At 59.9% G+C, this 17,255-nt stretch carries 20 protein-coding genes; 5 read left to right on the top strand and 15 right to left on the bottom strand.

From position 1 onward, the window contains the following. The first annotated feature begins 5 nt into the window (after nucleotides 1–5). The 4 genes from HYPDE_RS17440 (at nucleotide 6) to HYPDE_RS17425 (ending at nucleotide 4,335) form a co-directional block, all read left to right on the top strand. On the top strand, nucleotides 6–1,580 hold the full coding sequence (locus tag HYPDE_RS17440; protein ID WP_144061308.1) for a murein hydrolase activator EnvC family protein: 1,575 nt from the start codon (nucleotides 6–8) through the stop codon (nucleotides 1,578–1,580). Further along, nucleotides 1,580–3,004 (top strand): S41 family peptidase, encoded by a 1,425-nt coding sequence (locus HYPDE_RS17435; RefSeq protein WP_015599867.1) that lies wholly within the window; start codon nucleotides 1,580–1,582, stop codon nucleotides 3,002–3,004. The genes HYPDE_RS17440 and HYPDE_RS17435 overlap by 1 nt, the downstream gene beginning before the upstream one ends. An 84-nt stretch (nucleotides 3,005–3,088) precedes the next feature. Next, the gene (locus tag HYPDE_RS17430; RefSeq protein ID WP_015599866.1) at nucleotides 3,089–3,622 is read left to right on the top strand and encodes an RNA pyrophosphohydrolase; all 534 of its coding nucleotides are present in this window, start codon (nucleotides 3,089–3,091) and stop codon (nucleotides 3,620–3,622) included. 191 nt (nucleotides 3,623–3,813) lie between these two features. After that, nucleotides 3,814–4,335 (top strand): RNA pyrophosphohydrolase, encoded by a 522-nt coding sequence (locus HYPDE_RS17425; RefSeq protein ID WP_051112101.1) that lies wholly within the window; start codon nucleotides 3,814–3,816, stop codon nucleotides 4,333–4,335. 81 nt (nucleotides 4,336–4,416) lie between these two features. Here the strand turns inward: HYPDE_RS17425 and HYPDE_RS17420 are convergent, their stop codons facing one another. The 12 genes from HYPDE_RS17420 to HYPDE_RS17365 all read right to left on the bottom strand — a co-directional run bounded on the left by HYPDE_RS17420 (nucleotide 4,417) and on the right by HYPDE_RS17365 (nucleotide 14,057). Continuing rightward, complete coding sequence (locus tag HYPDE_RS17420; RefSeq protein ID WP_015599864.1) at nucleotides 4,417–4,815, bottom strand: F0F1 ATP synthase subunit epsilon; 399 nt, start codon at nucleotides 4,813–4,815, stop codon at nucleotides 4,417–4,419. A 48-nt stretch (nucleotides 4,816–4,863) separates the two neighbouring features. Then, the gene (locus HYPDE_RS17415; protein ID WP_015599863.1) at nucleotides 4,864–5,133 is read right to left on the bottom strand and encodes a hypothetical protein; all 270 of its coding nucleotides are present in this window, start codon (nucleotides 5,131–5,133) and stop codon (nucleotides 4,864–4,866) included. 60 nt (nucleotides 5,134–5,193) lie between these two features. Further along, nucleotides 5,194–6,627, bottom strand: a complete 1,434-nt coding sequence (atpD, locus tag HYPDE_RS17410; RefSeq protein ID WP_015599862.1) for a F0F1 ATP synthase subunit beta — start codon at nucleotides 6,625–6,627, stop codon at nucleotides 5,194–5,196. Nucleotides 6,628–6,649: 22 nt separating this feature from the next. After that, nucleotides 6,650–7,054, bottom strand: a complete 405-nt coding sequence (locus HYPDE_RS17405; protein ID WP_015599861.1) for an organic hydroperoxide resistance protein — start codon at nucleotides 7,052–7,054, stop codon at nucleotides 6,650–6,652. 16 nt (nucleotides 7,055–7,070) lie between these two features. Next, entirely contained in the window at nucleotides 7,071–7,955 is an 885-nt protein-coding gene (locus HYPDE_RS17400) for a F0F1 ATP synthase subunit gamma (RefSeq protein WP_015599860.1), read from the bottom strand. A gap of 146 nt (nucleotides 7,956–8,101) precedes the next feature. Then, nucleotides 8,102–9,631, bottom strand: a complete 1,530-nt coding sequence (atpA, locus tag HYPDE_RS17395; protein ID WP_015599859.1) for a F0F1 ATP synthase subunit alpha — start codon at nucleotides 9,629–9,631, stop codon at nucleotides 8,102–8,104. A 119-nt stretch (nucleotides 9,632–9,750) separates the two neighbouring features. Further along, complete coding sequence (locus HYPDE_RS17390; RefSeq protein WP_015599858.1) at nucleotides 9,751–10,314, bottom strand: F0F1 ATP synthase subunit delta; 564 nt, start codon at nucleotides 10,312–10,314, stop codon at nucleotides 9,751–9,753. A 430-nt stretch (nucleotides 10,315–10,744) separates the two neighbouring features. Further along, nucleotides 10,745–11,134 (bottom strand): YraN family protein, encoded by a 390-nt coding sequence (locus HYPDE_RS17385; RefSeq protein WP_015599857.1) that lies wholly within the window; start codon nucleotides 11,132–11,134, stop codon nucleotides 10,745–10,747. Then, nucleotides 11,131–12,072 (bottom strand): 16S rRNA (cytidine(1402)-2'-O)-methyltransferase, encoded by a 942-nt coding sequence (gene rsmI / locus HYPDE_RS17380; RefSeq protein WP_015599856.1) that lies wholly within the window; start codon nucleotides 12,070–12,072, stop codon nucleotides 11,131–11,133. The genes HYPDE_RS17385 and rsmI overlap by 4 nt, the downstream gene beginning before the upstream one ends. A gap of 107 nt (nucleotides 12,073–12,179) precedes the next feature. Further along, the gene (locus HYPDE_RS17375; protein ID WP_015599855.1) at nucleotides 12,180–12,506 is read right to left on the bottom strand and encodes a hypothetical protein; all 327 of its coding nucleotides are present in this window, start codon (nucleotides 12,504–12,506) and stop codon (nucleotides 12,180–12,182) included. Nucleotides 12,507–12,906: 400 nt separating this feature from the next. Then, entirely contained in the window at nucleotides 12,907–13,770 is an 864-nt protein-coding gene (gluQRS, locus tag HYPDE_RS17370) for a tRNA glutamyl-Q(34) synthetase GluQRS (RefSeq protein ID WP_015599854.1), read from the bottom strand. Further along, complete coding sequence (locus tag HYPDE_RS17365) at nucleotides 13,767–14,057, bottom strand: hypothetical protein (protein ID WP_015599853.1); 291 nt, start codon at nucleotides 14,055–14,057, stop codon at nucleotides 13,767–13,769. The genes gluQRS and HYPDE_RS17365 overlap by 4 nt, the downstream gene beginning before the upstream one ends. A gap of 417 nt (nucleotides 14,058–14,474) precedes the next feature. Between HYPDE_RS17365 and HYPDE_RS17360 the strand changes: the two genes are divergently transcribed. Further along, entirely contained in the window at nucleotides 14,475–15,044 is a 570-nt protein-coding gene (locus HYPDE_RS17360; RefSeq protein ID WP_041320619.1) for an HNH endonuclease, read from the top strand. Nucleotides 15,045–15,073: 29 nt separating this feature from the next. Here HYPDE_RS17360 and HYPDE_RS17355 read toward each other — a convergent pair whose 3' ends face one another. From HYPDE_RS17355 to HYPDE_RS17345, 3 genes are all read right to left on the bottom strand, one after another. Continuing rightward, nucleotides 15,074–15,292: a hypothetical protein gene (locus tag HYPDE_RS17355; RefSeq protein ID WP_015599850.1), complete on the bottom strand. Its 219-nt coding sequence runs from the start codon at nucleotides 15,290–15,292 to the stop codon at nucleotides 15,074–15,076. Nucleotides 15,293–16,131: 839 nt separating this feature from the next. Beyond that, nucleotides 16,132–16,653: a disulfide bond formation protein B gene (locus HYPDE_RS17350; RefSeq protein ID WP_015599849.1), complete on the bottom strand. Its 522-nt coding sequence runs from the start codon at nucleotides 16,651–16,653 to the stop codon at nucleotides 16,132–16,134. Nucleotides 16,654–16,668: 15 nt separating this feature from the next. Then, nucleotides 16,669–17,250 (bottom strand): YqaA family protein, encoded by a 582-nt coding sequence (locus tag HYPDE_RS17345; RefSeq protein ID WP_015599848.1) that lies wholly within the window; start codon nucleotides 17,248–17,250, stop codon nucleotides 16,669–16,671. Between the last annotated feature and the right edge of the window lie 5 nt (nucleotides 17,251–17,255).

The raw sequence follows: 17,255 nt of genomic DNA, 5'->3' as shown, positions 1-17,255 counted from the left end.
GCCCAGTGACAAACCAGTTGTCGGCATGTCGGAACACTCGGCGGTGGCGCCCTGGCGCAGGCCAGAGCCTCCGCATCATCGGAGCCGCAGCCCTTTCGATTGCCTTCGCTGCTCCGCTTGCGGCGGACGATGCTCTTCCCAAGGATGCCGACACAGCGCGTAAGGTCCTCGATCAGAAGCGTCAGCAGCTCAATGATAACGCCGCAAAAGAACTGACGATCCGTTCCGACGTCGCGGAACTCGATGCGGAACGCGAACGGCTGAACTCGCGCTTGATCGAAACAGCCAACCTCATCCAGCGCGGCGAAGCCAAGATGACGGCGATCGAAGGCCGTCTGTCCGAGCTTGCAGAGCAGGAGAAGATGGTCCGCGGCTCGCTGGAGCAGCGGCACGGTCAGATTGCAGCGCTGCTGGCGGCTCTCCAGCGGATCGGGCGCAATCCGCCGCCCGTCCTCGTCACCCGCCGCGAAGACGCGCTCAAAATGGTGCGAAGCGCCATGCTGCTGTCGTCTGCCTTTCCCGAGCTGAGGGATCAGGCTGTCAGCCTCTCTGCTAGGCTCGGCGACCTGCAGCGCGTGATGGCCAGCATCCGCACGGAAGGAGCCCACCTCAGAGCCGAAACCGATCGCCTCAATGAGACGCGCACACGGCTTGCGAGTCTGATGGAAGCCAAGAAGCTGTCCCTCGCAGACCGTCAGGCCGAACTGGCGGAGGTGCGCGTCGCAGCCGGCGAAATTACGAAAAACGTCAGCAACCTGACCGAGCTCATCACGCGCCTCGATCGGACGGTTATTGAAAAGACCGGACTCGGCGCCTACAACGACGAACTCAAATCCGGGCGGCACGCCGAAGCCCCCAAACTGGCTGCAGCTACGCCGTCAGGCCCCCAGATCATCACACCGCCGCCCGAAACTCCGGAGACGCCGTCGGCAGCGGTGGACGTAGCCGCGAAGACCCCCGCAGCTGCCGCGCCGGTGGCCGCGGCGTCGGGAGCAGCGTCAGGGGCAGCAGCAGAAGCCGTAGCACCTCCGGCCAAGGTTGCCATATTGACGCCACCTCCTGCACCCAAGCAGGCGATGGTCGAGCTGGCGCCGTCCGGTACGTCGCTGATTCCCGGCAATGCCGGACGGATCAAGCCTGCAATCCCGTTTGCTTCGGCACAAGGAAAGCTGCCGCTACCGGCCCAAGGCCGCCGTGCCCTGGCATTTGGCGATCGGACGCAATACGGCGGCCAATCGAAAGGCATGGTGATCGAGACGCGATACGCGGCGCAAATTACGTCGCCGTGTGACGGATGGGTTGTTTACGCTGGCGAATTTCGCAGTTACGGGCAACTCTTGATCATCAACGCGGGCGGCGGCTATCATGTTCTGCTCGCCGGCCTGTCGCAGATCGACGTCCGGTCAGGCCAGTTTGTATTGGCCGCAGAGCCTGTCGGTACAATGAGTGGTGGTCAGAAGAATACGCCGTCTTCGGCGCAAATAAGCGGACCCGTTTTGTACGTTGAATTTCGTAAGGACGGGCGTCCCATCGACCCCGATCCCTGGTGGGCATCAGGTCAGCAGAAGGTACAAGGCTAATGCGCAAGACAGATTATGCTTTCTGGACATTCCTGCTGATGACAGGCTTGGCCGGGGCCACGACGCTGCTCAACGTCACGCAGACGTACTCGGCAACGTCATCACAGAATTCCGAACTCTATAAGCAGCTCGATCTCTTCGGCGACGTGCTTGAACGCGTTCGCTCCGACTACGTCGAGAAGCCCGACGACACGCAGCTCATCGAATCGGCGATCAACGGCATGCTGTCGTCGCTCGATCCGCATTCCTCCTACATGAGCCCGAAGAACTTCCGCGACATGCAGGTGCAGACGCGTGGCGAGTTCGGCGGTCTCGGCATCGAGGTCACGATGGAGAACGGCGTCATCAAAGTCGTCTCTCCGATCGACGACACGCCGGCCGCAAAAGCCGGTCTGATGGCGAACGACCTGATCACGCATCTCGATAATGAAGCGATTTCCGGTCTGACGCTCGAGCAGGCCGTCGAAAAAATGCGCGGCCCGGTCAATACGCCGATCACGCTGACCGTCGTGCGTAAGGGCAAGGACGATCCGTTCGACGTTAAGGTCGTGCGCGACGTGATCCGCATCAATCCCGTGAAGTCCCGCGCCGAAGGCGATATCGGCTACGTGAAGATCTCGACCTTCAACGAGCAGACTCACGCCAATCTCGTCAAAGCGGTGGAAAGCCTCGACAAGCAGATCGGCCCGAACATCAAAGGCTTCGTTGTCGACCTGCGCAACAATCCCGGTGGCCTCCTCGATCAGGCAATCGCCGTTTCCGACGATTTCCTGGAACAGGGCGCAATCGTTCTGACCAAAGGCCGCAACAACGAGGAAACGCAGCGCGCCAACGCTCGTCCCGGCGACATCTCGGACGGCAAGAAAGTCGTCGTGCTGATCAATGGCGGTTCGGCTTCGGCCTCTGAAATCGTGGCAGGTGCCCTGCAGGATCAGAAGCGCGCGACGATCATCGGCACGCGTTCGTTCGGCAAGGGCTCCGTCCAGACGATCATCCCGCTTGGAGCCAACGGTGCCATCCGGCTGACGACGGCGCGCTATTACACGCCGTCGAACCGCTCGATCCAAGCTAAGGGCATCGAACCGGATATCGTCGTCGACGAGGCCATTCCTGATGACCTGAAGGAAAAGCTCGGCGCCGACAAGCCGCGTGGTGAGGCAAGCCTGCGCGGGCACCTGAAGAACCCCGACGGCAGTGACAAGGACGGCAAGGACGAAGAATCCGGCTCCCCGTCCTACGTTGCCAAGGACGCCGATAAGGATACGCAGCTGCAGTACGCGCTGAACTTCCTGCATGGCACTGCCAAAGGTCCGGAAGCGGCAAACAATGCAGCGCCGTCCTCGACAACTCCGACTCCTCCGCCCTCGAAGAGCGGCACAACGACACCGACGCCGCCCGACGACAACAAGCCGACGCCCAACTAATTGAGCGGTGTCATTCGTGAATACTGAACTTCGAAGGGCGCCTCACGGCGCCCTTCGTTTGTGACCCTGAGGAAGGCCTGACCGATGACCGAGACTTCCAAGCTGCCGATAGACCCCGAGACCTTACCTTATCGCCCGTGCGTCGGGCAGATGGTGATCAATTGGAACGGGCACGTCTGGGTGGGCCGGCGCGCAGGTTCCAAAGATGATGCCGAAGGCCGGGGCTCATGGTGGCAAATGCCGCAGGGCGGCATAGACCCCGGCGAAGATCCCGCGGCTGCAGCACGGCGCGAGCTGTTCGAAGAAACCGCCATTCGGTCGGTGGACCCGATCGCCGAGCTGCCCCGTTGGCTGACCTACGATCTTCCGCCGGAATTGATCGGCAAGGCCTGGGGCGGGCGCTATCGCGGACAGAAGCAGCGCTGGTTTGCATACCGCTTCGTGGGCGACGACAGCGAGATCAACATCACGCCACCGCCTGGACACGAAGCCGAGTTCATCGAATGGCGCTGGAGCCCAGCCACCGAACTGATTGATCTGATTGTGCCTTTTAAGCGCGAGGTTTATCGCGACGTCCTCGCCGCATTCGCTCCGCTGGCAAAGCCTCTTCCTAGATAAAGCCTCAACGAGCGCGCCCAAACGCAGGACGATTATCCAGCGCTCGACACCTGCTGGCTGGTCGCGGGCCCCAATGGATTATCCAGGCTGTCCCTAATGTGACAGCGTAATGTCATACGGCTGCTATGTTTTTCTGGACAATGGCGAATCATGGCACCTTTTTATCCACAGATTATGCACGGATTCTGCCGATGACGTTGCTGCCAAATCCGTCCGAGCTATCGCGCGCCGCACTGCCGTTTCGATCGTGCGTCGGCATCATGCTGCTCAATCGTGACGGCCTCGTCTGGGTCGGCCGCCGCCGTCCGAAATGGGCAGGCGATCACGCAGCACATATCTGGCAGATGCCGCAGGGCGGGATTGAGAAATACGAGCCACCCCGCATCGCCGCCTTGCGCGAGCTTCGCGAAGAAACGGGCGTCACCAGCGTCGAAGTCGTCGCGGAATATTCCGATTGGCTGACCTACGAACTGCCCGAGAACCTCCTCGGCATCGCCCTCAAAGGCCGCTATCGCGGGCAGCGGCAGAAGTGGTTCGCGATGCGCTTTCTCGGCGACGACAGCGAAGTCGATATTGCACCGAAAGAGGGCGCGAAGGCCGAATTCGATGCTTGGCGGTGGGCGCCGATCGCGAGCGTGCCGAAGCTGATCATACCGTTCAAACGCGAAGTTTATGAGCGCGTCACGTCCGCGTTCGGACATCTCGCAGGCTGACGTTCCACGAGCCGTATCTAAATAAAAAAAGCCGGACGTCCCGTCCGGCTTTTGATTATTTTGAAATCACCGAAGTGTCGACTACGCGGCCTTCGCCGATAAGCGCTTCAACTCGTTGACGAGCGTATCGGCCATGCGCTTGGCATTGTCGTCCTTCGCGGCCGCCAAGTCGGCTTCCGCTGCCTTCAACTCTTCGGCAATGGCAGACGAAGACATCTCTTCGACGTCGTGGGCCTTCTCCGCCAGCACCGTGAGGCGCGAAGGATCAACCTCCGCAAAGCCCGACTTGACGAACAGCCGGCGCTTGGAACCGCCTGCCGTCACGTCGAGAACACCGGGACGGAGCGTCGCGATAACCGGCGCATGACCGGCGAGAACCGCAAACTCTCCGTCGGAGCCCGGCACGACGACTTGATCGGCGTCGATCGAAAGCAGCACCCGCTCGGGCGAGACGAGTTCAAATTTGAATGTACCTGCCATGGCTTGTCCGCTGTTCCCGGAACCCAGTTCTTTCTTCGAAACGCCGCGTTAGGCGCTCTGTGTCTCGTCGTCCTCGCCTTCCGCTCCGGCCTTGGCCCTGACCTCTTCCGGAGTCTGCAGTTTTGTGCCGCAGAACGGACAGAAGAAAAGCGGATGGTCGACGAGACCAGGCTCTTCTTCCTCAAGGTCGACAAGCCCGACGGTCATATAGATCACGCCGTCGGGGCCAACGGTAATTAGCGGTTCGAAATCGCCGCCTTCCAGAGCTTCTTTGAGCTCTTCGCAGCAGCTTCCGAACTGTGTCGCGGCTTCCGCCATTTATTTTTTCTCCTGGAGCCCGCGACGATGCGGGCTGCTCGCCCGCAGCGTTGACCGGTTTTAAGCGGCTTCTGCGAGCTTCTCGGCCTTCGCGATCGCCTCATCGATAGTACCGACCATATAGAAGGCCGGTTCCGGCAGATGATCGTATTCGCCGTCGCAAAGACCCTTGAATGCCTTGATCGTATCCTGCAGCGACACGAGCTTGCCCGGCGAACCGGTGAAGACTTCGGCCACGTGGAACGGCTGCGACATGAAACGCTCGATCTTACGGGCGCGGGCGACCGTCAGCTTATCCTCTTCGCTGAGCTCGTCCATGCCAAGGATCGCGATGATATCCTGCAAGGATTTGTACTTCTGCAGGATCGCCTGAACCTTACGAGCGACCTGATAGTGCTCCTCGCCGACGATGCGCGGATCGAGCATGCGCGACGTGGAATCGAGCGGGTCGACGGCCGGATAAATGCCCTTTTCAGCGATGGCGCGCGAAAGAACGGTCGTTGCATCAAGGTGAGCGAACGACGTTGCAGGCGCCGGGTCGGTCAAGTCGTCGGCCGGCACGTAAATCGCCTGCACCGAGGTGATCGAACCCTTTTGCGTTGTCGTGATGCGTTCCTGCAGTGCGCCCATGTCGGTCGCGAGCGTCGGCTGATAGCCGACCGCCGAAGGAATACGGCCCAACAGCGCTGACACTTCCGAGCCCGCCTGCGTGAAGCGGAAGATGTTGTCGACGAAGAACAGCACGTCCTGGCCCTGATCGCGGAAGTGCTCGGCGACCGTCAGGCCCGAAAGCGCGACGCGGGCACGGGCGCCCGGCGGCTCGTTCATCTGGCCGTATACGAGAGCGCACTTCGAGCCCTTCGCCGAGCCGTTGTTCTTCTTCGGGTCGAGGTTCACCTTCGACTCGATCATCTCGTGATAGAGGTCGTTACCCTCGCGCGTACGCTCACCGACCCCGGCGAACACCGAATAGCCGCCGTGCGCCTTCGCGACGTTGTTGATGAGTTCCATGATCAGAACGGTCTTGCCGACGCCGGCACCGCCGAACAGACCGATCTTGCCGCCCTTTGCGTAAGGCGCGAGCAGGTCGACGACCTTGATGCCGGTGACGAGGATCTGCGCTTCCGTTGCTTGATCGGCGAAGGTCGGCGACGGCTGATGGATCGCGCGCGTACCGGAGGTCTTGATGGGGCCCGCTTCGTCCACCGGCTCACCGATGACGTTCATGATGCGGCCGAGCGTTTCGTCGCCGACCGGCACCGAGATCGGTGCGCCGGTATCGACGACATCCTGACCGCGGACGAGACCTTCGGTCGAGTCCATGGCGATCGTGCGAACCGTGTTTTCGCCGAGGTGCTGCGCGACTTCGAGCACTAGGCGGTTGCCGTGGTTCTTCGTCTCGAGCGCGCTCAGAATTTCCGGCAGCTTGCCGTCGAAATGCACGTCGACGACGGCACCCGTGACCTGATGAATCTTCCCTACGTTCTCAGCCATTTTTATCTCCAGCGAAATGTGTTCAGGCGACGGTCAGCGTCACGGGAATGTTGTTGCGCGTCGCCTTGGAATACGGACAAATCTGATGGGCGTCTTCGATCAGCGCCTGAAGCTTGGCTTTGTCGGCACCGGGAATCGACAGCGTGAGTTCAGCTTTGAGGGCGAAGCTCGTGGCGTCTTTGTCGATCTCGACCTTGCAGCCGACTTTCGCAGCCTGACCGTCAAGTCCGTGCTTCTTTGCGAGAAGCAGAACCGCTTGACCGAAGCACGCCGACCAGCCGAGTGCAAAGAGCTGCTCGGGGTTATGTCCTTCGCCCGAGCCGCCCATCTCCTTCGGCAGCGCCATTGCAAGCGCTAGCTTTCCATCGTCGAGAACGGCACGACCGTCCCGGCCGCCTTTCGTCGTCGCATGCGTGACATAAGCCATGAGACTTGCCTCCGGATCAGAGCGCTTCCGCGCCTGAAATGATCTCGATCAGTTCTTTCGTGATGTTTGCCTGACGCTGGCGGTTGTACTTGATCGTCAGCTTGTTGATCATGTCGCCGGCGTTGCGCGTCGCGTTGTCCATGGCCGACATGCGCGCACCCTGCTCGGAAGCTGCGTTCTCAAGAAGACCGCGGAAAATCTGCGTCGAGATATTGCGCGACAGCAGGAAGCCAAGCACCTCGTCTTCGCCCGGCTCATATTCGTGGATTGCCGTCGCGCCCTTCGCCGTCTCAACACCCGCCTCGTCCACTTTGGCAGGGATGAGCTGCAATGCCGTCGGCTTCTGCGCAATGACGGATTTGAATTCCGAGAAATAAAGCGTTGCGACGTCAAATTCGCCGGCTTCGAACATCTCGAGCACGCGGTTCGCAACGCCTTCGGCATGACCGAAATTGAGCTGGCGAACGCCCTGGAAATCCTTGCGCTCGACGATGTTCTTGCCGAGATCGCGCCGCAGGTTGTCGGCGCCCTTGCGGCCGACCGTCATGATCTTGACGGTCTTGCCGTTGGCGATCAGCCGGTGTGCATCGGCACGTGCAAGCTTCGCGATATTCGAGTTGAAGCCACCGCAGAGACCGCGTTCCGCCGTCATCACGATCAGCAGGTGAACCTGATCCTTGCCCGTGCCGACGAGCAGCGGCGAAGCGCCGTTCTTGTCGGCAACCTTGGAAGCGAGGCTGCCAAGAACCGTGGCCATGCGCTCGGCGTACGGCCGCGCAGCCTGGGCGGCTTCCTGGGCGCGGCGCAGTTTCGCCGCAGCCACCATCTGCATCGCCTTCGTGATCTTCCGCGTCGCCTTCACCGAGGCGATGCGGTTGCGCATATCTTTTAAGCTGGCCACCCGAGCGTCCTAATCCGATCTGAGCCAATCTCCCTCTCCCCATCCTTCATGGGGAGAGGGTCGGGGTGAGGGGCGGCGGCAAATGCCGAACCGCGCCTCAGCCCCTCACCCTGGCCCTCTCCCCGTAAACGGGGAGAGGGAAATCTTTAAGCCGTGAAGCTCTTCGAAAACTTGTCGAGGAATTCGACGAGCTTCTTCTCCGTGTCGGCCGACAGCGCCTTCTCTTTCGCGATCGTCTCGAAGATCGTCTTTTCCGCGCGCAACCCGGCTAGAACGCCCTGCTCGAACTTCCCGACCGCCGAAACCGGGATCGCATCGAGGTAGCCGCGCGTACCGGCGAAGATGACGGCAACCTGTTCTTCCATCTTGAGCGGCGAGAACTGCGGCTGCTTCAGAAGCTCCGTCAGGCGCGCACCGCGTGCAAGCAGCTTCTGGGTTGCGGCGTCGAGGTCCGAGCCGAACTGCGCGAAGGCCGCCATTTCGCGATACTGCGCCAGCTCGCCTTTGATCTTACCGGCGACCTGCTTCATCGCTTTCGTCTGAGCCGACGATCCGACGCGCGACACCGACAGACCGACGTTCACCGCCGGACGGATGCCCTGATAGAAAAGGTCTGACTCGAGGAAGATCTGGCCGTCGGTGATCGAAATCACGTTCGTCGGAATGTAGGCCGACACGTCGTTCGCCTGCGTTTCGATGACAGGCAGCGCCGTGAGCGAGCCGTTGCCGGACGCATCGCCGAGTTTTGCAGCGCGCTCAAGCAAGCGTGAGTGGAGATAGAAAACGTCGCCCGGATAAGCTTCGCGGCCCGGCGGACGGCGAAGCAGGAGCGACATCTGACGGTAGGCGACGGCCTGCTTGGAAAGGTCGTCATAGGCGATCACGGCGTGCATGCCGTTGTCGCGGAAATATTCGCCCATCGTGCAACCGGTGAACGGCGCGAGGTACTGCATCGGTGCCGGGTCGGATGCGGTCGCTGCAACGATGATCGAATATTCGAGCGCTCCGCGCTCTTCGAGAACCTTGACGAACTGCGCCACCGTCGAGCGCTTCTGACCGACTGCAACGTACACGCAATAGAGCTTGGCGCTCTCGTCATTCCCGGCGTTCAAGGACTTCTGGTTGAGGAAGGTGTCGAGGATGACAGCGGTCTTGCCCGTCTGGCGGTCGCCGATGACAAGCTCGCGCTGGCCGCGGCCGATCGGGATCAGTGAGTCGATGGCCTTGAGACCCGTCGCCATCGGCTCATGCACCGATTTGCGGGGCAGAATGCCAGGCGCCTTGACGTCGACGCGCATCTTCTTGTCCGCTTTGATCGGACCTTTGCCGTCGATCGGATTGCCGAGGCCGTCAACGACGCGGCCGAGCAGACCCTTGCCGACCGGAACTTCGACGATGGCGCCCGTCCGCTTGACGGTATCGCCTTCCTTGATCGTACGGTCGTCGCCGAAAATAACGACGCCGACGTTGTCGGCTTCGAGGTTCAGCGCCATGCCGCGAATGCCGCCGGGAAACTCGACCATCTCGCCTGCCTGGACGTTGTCGAGCCCGTAGACGCGGGCGATACCGTCACCGACGGACAGCACTTGGCCGATTTCGGAAACTTCGGCCTCTTTGCCGAAATTCTTGATCTGATCCTTGAGGATCGACGATATTTCTGCGGCCCGGATTTCCATTGACGTATGACCCTCTTCCCTGGTCGTTTCATTGGCGGAGCCGCAAGGCGACTCCTTGTTCAATTCTCGGCTATGTCAGCGAAACGCCGCCCGGTTTTCGCCCGCGCGGCGTTCTGGAGTTAGGTACTAGCTTCGGTCAAAGCCAGTTTGATGTTCTGCAGTTTGGTCTTGAGCGAGGAATCGATCATGCGGCTGCCGAGCTTGACGATGAGACCGCCAAGCAGGCTCGGATCGACGCGTGATTGCAGAGTCACATCCTTGCCGACGGAAGCTTTGAGCGTCTCTTTTAGCGCAGCGATCTGTTCGCTATTGAGCGCTATGGCACTCGTAACCTCGGCCGAAACTTCACCGCGCGCCTTGGCAGCCAGCGCCCGATAAGCCTTGATGATGTCTTGGATGACAAAAAGACGGCGATTGCTCGTAACGAGCTTCAGGAAATTGGCGGCAAGGCCACTGATGCCGACCTTGTCGAGAATGGCGGCAATGGCGCGACTCTGATCGTCCGCTGCAATCACCGGGCTCCGGACAAGCCGCACGAGATCCGGGCTTTCATCCAGGAGGCCCTGGAACTTTCCGAGGTCGCCTTCGACATCGGCGACCTTGGAACTCTCGCTCGCGAGTTCAAACAGAGCCGAGGCATAGCGCCCGGCCACGCCTTCAACGATGGTATCGTCAGTAGCCACGTCGCTCACACCGTCGCGCCTTGGGCGCATAGGGGGCTGGGCACGAAAAAGCCCGAGACTGCACCCGCTTCAAGGAAAAGCTTTCGACAAAATAAAAGCGCATAGGGCCAGAACCCACCAGCCGCCCCTCGAAAGCCGCGGTTCCCTTAACATGTGGTATGGCGGCCTTCAACCAGCGGATTCAGGGGCGCGTTGCCGCATAACCATAAGCAGCACACCCCGAATTTAGACACCGTGAAGCCTAGAACAGGCGCTTTTCATGGACCTGAGCTCCCCCGAAAGATGAACATTTTCTGCAAGCGCCGTTCAAACCGCGTTCACCCGTTGCGCATTACAACTTTGCCCAGATCGGTCGTTTCCGATCAGTTTGCAATTTTACGTCTTTGCACTCGCCTCTCTGGACTTAGGGCCCGCTTTCCGGGCCCTTTTTTTAGAGTGCGTCTCGCATCACGATCGGGAAGTGCCAGGGCACGACAAAGACGAGGTCGAAGCCGACGTCGTAGCCCTGATAGCGAGGATTGCGTGCGAGCCAAAGGTCGGCCGCGCGCCGGACCCGGCGGCGCATCGTCAGAGTGATGGCGTCCTCCGCATCCTCGGTCGTTGCCCGCCGCTTCACTTCGATAAACGCCACGCGCCGGCCCTTGATCGCAATGAGATCGATTTCTCCAACCGGCGTTTTGAAACGGCGGCCAAGAATACGGTGGCCGAAAGCCATATAGACGGCCGCGACGATCATCTCCGCATTGAGGCCGCTTCGATAACGGCGACGCCGCTGCTCGTAGAGCGGCCGGATCGGACCTTCGTCGGCGTTCGAACTCACGGATTTTCGTCCTTTGCCTTGACGCCCAATGCATAGACGCGGGATTTCGGTACGCCTAGTTCGCTCGCGATCGTTTTCGCAGCATCCTTAAGGCTCATCCCGCCAAGCACCTCATCGAGCCGCATGCTGATCGCATCATCGCTGACGGGCTGCGGTTCGGCGGGACCGACCACGATCACGATTTCGCCTTTCAACGGTGCATCTGCGGTTTGATCGGCAAGCATCCGCAATGTTCCGCGCGCCATCGTTTCGTGCAGCTTCGTCAATTCGCGTGCAATGACTGCGGCGCGGTTTCCCAGCACATCCGCCATGTCGGCGAGTGCCTCCTCGACGCGGTGCGGAGCTTCGAAAATGACCAGAGAACCCGGAATATGAGCGATCTCGGCTAAACGCGTTCGCCGCGCCGCCCCCTTGGGCGGCAGAAAGCCAGCGAAGAAAAATGCGTCCGTCGGCAGACCACTCGCTGTCAACGCCGTCAGTACGGCCGACGGACCTGGAATGGACATTACGGATATACCGCGTGCTGCGGCCGTCCGAACCAGCCGAAATCCCGGGTCTGACAGCAATGGCGTCCCGGCATCGGAAATGATTGCTATGCGCTTGCCGGTTTCCGCTTCGCTGAGCACCCGCTCGATCTCACGGTCTTCGTTGTGCTCGTGCAAGGGCAACGTCTTTGCCGTGATGGCGTAATGCTGCAGGAGCTTCGCCGAGTGCCGGGTATCTTCGCAGTAAACGATATCGACCCGCGCCAGAACGGCGAGCGCCCGGAGCGTGATGTCGGCAAGATTTCCGATCGGCGTGGCGACGAGATAGATGCCGGAAGCGAGCGGACCGGCGATAAGATCCTCAAGTGCTTCTTTGGCGCGATCGGCGAGCTTCGCCCCTTGAGTCTTGTTCTGCTGCCGGTCTGCAAGTGTTGGATCTCTGGACACGAGCATGCCTTTGTCGCCCCGGTGAGAGAATCAATACCAAAAATAGTTTAGGCCGTGAAAGCCTTCGCACAAAAAGGCTTGGCCGAGCCGCAAAAAATCGGGGTTTTACGGCTTCAGGCCGCGATGGCATCCCCGAACGGCCGGGGCGCAAACGGCGGCGGTTGAAGGTCGAGCATGTGGACAGTGGCCGGCCGACGTCGTCCGCCGACATCCATGACCGCCGAAAGCTCGTCGACCAGCGACGTCAGAGCATATTGCGCAAGATCGAGTTGTAGAGCCGCCGACGTGTGGCAGCGCGTTGCCTCTTCGGCGCGCGAAAGAGCGCCTTTGATCGTATCCGAGAGATAACCCCACTGCTCGACAAACGTCAGCCGGTGCGGCTCGATATACGCCGTCGTTTCGATTTTTTGCTGTTTCGCTGCGGGCCATATTTGGCGCACTTCGCGAATCCACGTGAAAAACCTTGTAAAAAGGTCTGAATCCCCGACAGGACGATTTATCGATGTATAGATCATGATTCCCAGGATGTCGGGAAAAAATAAGTGGGTAGTTAAAAATTGCGGTGATTTGCGGAAATACACAAGTGGAGGCATCGCCGTTATTTCAATTAATTTTTAACGACCGAGAATTGGTTCGCTAATAAATCTGCTCAAGACGAATAGATGGGTGAAGGTGACAAAGCAGATTTGCCATATGGCAACGGTTTCTTTCGCCCCGGTTTTCAATGCTTGGCCGGCTAATAAATTGCCCCTAGATTTTAATGATCTAGGCTGCAGAGGTCGAAAGCTCCAGGCGAGAAAGCAATTAAATCGAGAATATCCGACGCCGAATCAAATCGGCTTACGCAAGTCCAATGACCTTTCTGATATCGGCGGGCGTTGCGCCCTCATCGCGCAATGCGCGCAATCCCATATCCTGATTTGACTTCGACAGTTTCCGCCCGTCCGCCCAGCAAATCACCCTATGATGCGAATAAACGGGCTCTGGTAAATCCAGGAGCTCCTGCAGAAGTCGCTGGAGATCGGTCGCAGCAAAGAGATCTCTGCCACGCGTCACGTGCGTGACGCCCTGGCGCGCATCGTCGACTACCACCGAAAGATGGTAGCTCGCGGGAACGTCCTTGCGAATGATGATCGCATCACCCCAGCGCTGCGGCTCGGCGGTGATCGTCTGTGCAGAACCATCTTCTGCGATCTCTGTGAACGTCAGCGGTTTCTCGCCACGCTTGGCGCGTACGACCTTCAGCGCCGCATCCATATTGAGCCGTAGCGCCGGCGTATCACCGGCAGCCATACGCGCACCGACCTGTTCACCTGAAGCGCCCTTCCAAAGTCCCGGATAGACAGGCGCGCCGTCAGGATCAGTTTTTTCGGGATCGGCGGCGGCGGCAATTTCGCTGCGTGTCGCAAAGCACGGATAGAGAAGACCCGTCGCAATCAGTTTATCGGCCGCCGCGAGGTATTCCTTAAAGTGTTCCGACTGCACGAGGACCGGCTCCTCCCACGTGAGGCCGAGCCAGCTCAGATCCTCATAGATCGCAGAGACGTATTCCGGACGTCTGCGTTCGAGGTCGATATCCTCGATCCGCAACAGAAACCGGCCATCGTTCAAACGCGCCGTATCGTGCGCGAAGATCGCGGAAAGCGCATGCCCGACATGCAAGAGGCCGTTGGGCGAAGGTGCAAATCGTGTCGTTAATGTCATTCGGTGCAATCGCCTGTTGGTCCGACGCCGGGTTGATAGGTTCGCGTAGCGGCATCGGCGACCTTGTCGAACCTCTCGCGCTCCGCTGTCGGATAAAGAAGCATCGCCCAGTTGTTGGTGGGCTTCCCGCGGCATGTGAGGGTCGCGAGCCGATAGAACGTCGCCAGGCCGCACCGTGCATTGAGCACCGCCGTCCAGATGTCGCGCCACGAACGCGCAGCAGCGGGAAACGCAAACAATAGAACTACCGCCGACGCCAGCAGCGCCGACTTTCCGAACGCATCCACTTGCAAGGCCCCCTCTACGCGCGCCACCACCCGCTGGCATGGGCGAATTTACGCGCTCACAGGCGCTCTTTAAAGTGTCGTTCAAGAGTGACGGCTTGTGACCCAAGCACGACGGTGTCTAAAAACCGGCCTGATGATTACGGATGCGCATCGTCACGCGGGCGTTCGGCGCAATGATGTGGAAGCGGGAATTTTTTATGCTCCAAAAGGACAATCGTTGCCGGTCACCTGCCGTCCCCCCCGGGGGCATAATTGGGATCAGCGCGTCACAAGACCGCGCAAGCCCCTCAAATAAGGCAAAAAACCCGCCGCCGCTTCACATCGGTGCGGATGCTTCACAGAATTGATATGCGCGGCTAGTATCCCCGCGTCCTGACAAGACCGACGCGATTCGACGGATCAAAAACCGCGAGGTTTATGGCAACCGTGAATGCTCACGCGACAATCCCGGACAATTGTCCGGCTCTGGTCCTGAACGCCGATTTCCGGCCGCTCAGCTACTATCCTTTGTCGCTGTGGAGTTGGCAGGATACGGTGAAAGCTGTGTTCCTGGATCGGGTCAACATCGTTTCCGAATACGAACGCTACGTCAGGAGCCCATCCTTCGAGCTGAAGCTGCCGAGCGTCGTTTCACTCAAAACGTACGTAAAGCCTGCGCTCTATCCGGCATTCACGCGCTTCAACGTTTTTTTGCGAGATCGCTTCTCCTGCCAATACTGCGGCGACAGAAGCGATCTGACCTTCGATCATCTCATTCCACGCTCGCGCGGCGGTCAGACCCGCTGGGACAACGTCGTCACAGCGTGCGCGCCGTGTAATCTGAAGAAGGGCGGCATGATGCCGAAAGTCGCCGGCATGTTCCCGGCGCACGAGCCTTACCGGCCGACAGTGTTCGAATTGCACAGAAATGGGCGGCTTTTTCCGCCCAATTATTTGCACGAAAGCTGGCTCGACTATCTCTACTGGGACACAGAGCTCGAGCCATAGAGTTCGTATAGCGTCATGGCTTCTGGATGCTAAGCCGCCCGCTTTACGGGCCGGGCACAAATCTCCGCAGCGATGAGATCGACAGCACGCTCCCAACTCGTCACGCCGGTTGCACTCAATCCGAACGCAACGAGTGCATCGTGTGGCGCACCGCCGTCGCGGAAGATACGCGCACATTCCTGACGGCTGACGGCGACGGCCTGATGCCACTGAATAGGATTGAGATGGTCTGGAACCGAGGGGGTCATTGTGCAGCTCCGCATAAAATACCGCGCAACGGGGAACCTGGGTGGAGGCATTCGTGTTCCCAAGCAGGCGGCAGACACACAGAACGCCTTGACACCACTACGCGAGACCTTGTCACGTGATGTCTCGATTGAGGGCTAACTCGATCACGCTCCGTGTGTCTGCCAGCTCATTGGGAAAGCCGGCTGCCTTCCAAATCTTTGTTTCGACGAACGCAAACAGCGACACACACCGACACGGAACGCCACTACCGAACTCAACGCGCCGACGAACTCGCCGAGGGCTTTTCAGCCCGTCTGAGAATGTCACGCGCGATATCTCCAACCGGACGCCAAGCCCACTCATCTGATCCCACACTCTCGCCCGCACCCGGCAACGGACCACGAGGCAGAGTGCGGGCGAACCGCCGGGACATACGCATCGACCTTTTTGTCGAGGCGGTTCGCCTTAGGTTTTTGAAGGTTCCGGACAGAACTTCTTTTGGCGTCCGTCCGCACTCAGACACAACGCTACGCAACGAACGCTTACGATACGCAACAACGCAACGCGCACTCAAAGACGGGACGCGAACGCACTCGGAAGGACTACCGAGGGCAGGCATCTCGGGAACTGCTCCCGAAAAACGCAACTGGAACGCCACTAAAAACTCCCTCGACGCTTGGAACGCCCCACCCAGGCTTATGTTCCGCGAACGAAGAGAGAATAGCCGTCACATTCGGGCAACGCGAAGGCGCGATTCTGTCGCTGCGATGATATTCAATTGACAGTATCGAGCGCGCAACGAAATCAGCGTTTTCGTGCGATGCAAGAATTGTGGACAACGTCCACGGGTTGGCCGGAGCTAGTCCTGCCTCTCCCTCGCGGCAAGTCCGGCGCGCAAGGCCAGCGCCATGATCAAAAGCGACGAAACCACGTTCCAGCCCGCGAATGAGATGCCGAGGAAGCGGAACGAAGCCTCATCGCATTTCATCACCTTGATGCCCTGGATGTCGTTGAGCAGGCTGCCCGCCGACGTCGTGAGCGACTCCCCACCCCCGCACGTCTCGGGGCCAGGCCAGAATTTCCATTCCGCGCCAGCATGATAGGCGCCGAGCCCGGAATTGGCGAGGAATGCCAGCGCGACGAGAAAAAACAGCGCCGCCGCAAGCCCCCGATAGCCACCGGACGTCAGGGCAAGGGCAATGAAGAGAAGGGGAATTCCAGCGTAGTAGGCGTATCGCTCGATCAGGCAGAGCATGCACGGTACGTAGCCGCCGATATATTGAAATCCGAGCGCGGTCAGAATGGCCGCTGCCGTCAGGAACAGCGCGGCCGCGCCGCACCGATAGTCGGCCCCGCGTTCGAAATTTCCCGTAAGCGCCATGACGACGTACTCCGCCTAGAAAATATACCTGACGGCGACAAAGCCGCCGACCAGCAGAACCAGGAATGCCGTCATCACGAGCGTCAACCGTTTTTCGATGAAGGCGCGGATCGGCTCGCCGGCGAAATATAGGAGGCCGGCGACCAGAAAAAAACGCATCGCCCGCGCGACGATGCTGGCTCCGATGAAGGCCAGCAGGTTCATTTTGCCGACACCAGCCGCGATCGTCACGACCTTGTAAGGGATCGGCGTCATGCCCTTGATGATGACGGCCGGCACGCCATAATCGTGCACGAACGTCATGAAACCGTCGAGCGCATGCTCGCGGCCGTAGAACTTCAGGATCGGCAGTCCGACCGCATCGTAAAGAAAGTAGCCGATCGCATAGCCGAGGAGCCCCCCAAGTACAGAGGCGACGGTCGCAACGGTGGCATACCACCACGCCTTCTCGCGCCGGCTGAGCACCATGGGGATCAGCATCACGTCGGGCGGGATCGGGAAAAACGAGCTTTCGGCGAATGAGACGGCCGCAAGCGCCGACGGCGCCTTGTCGCTCGCCGCCTTTCGCATCGTCCAATCGTAGATTCCCCGAAGCATGCGGC

This window comes from Hyphomicrobium denitrificans 1NES1 (genome assembly GCF_000230975.2).
Taxonomy (GTDB): domain Bacteria; phylum Pseudomonadota; class Alphaproteobacteria; order Rhizobiales; family Hyphomicrobiaceae; genus Hyphomicrobium_B; species Hyphomicrobium_B denitrificans_A.
Note: the sequence above shows the minus strand (reverse complement) of the source record. Positions and strands in the feature narration are given on the sequence as shown.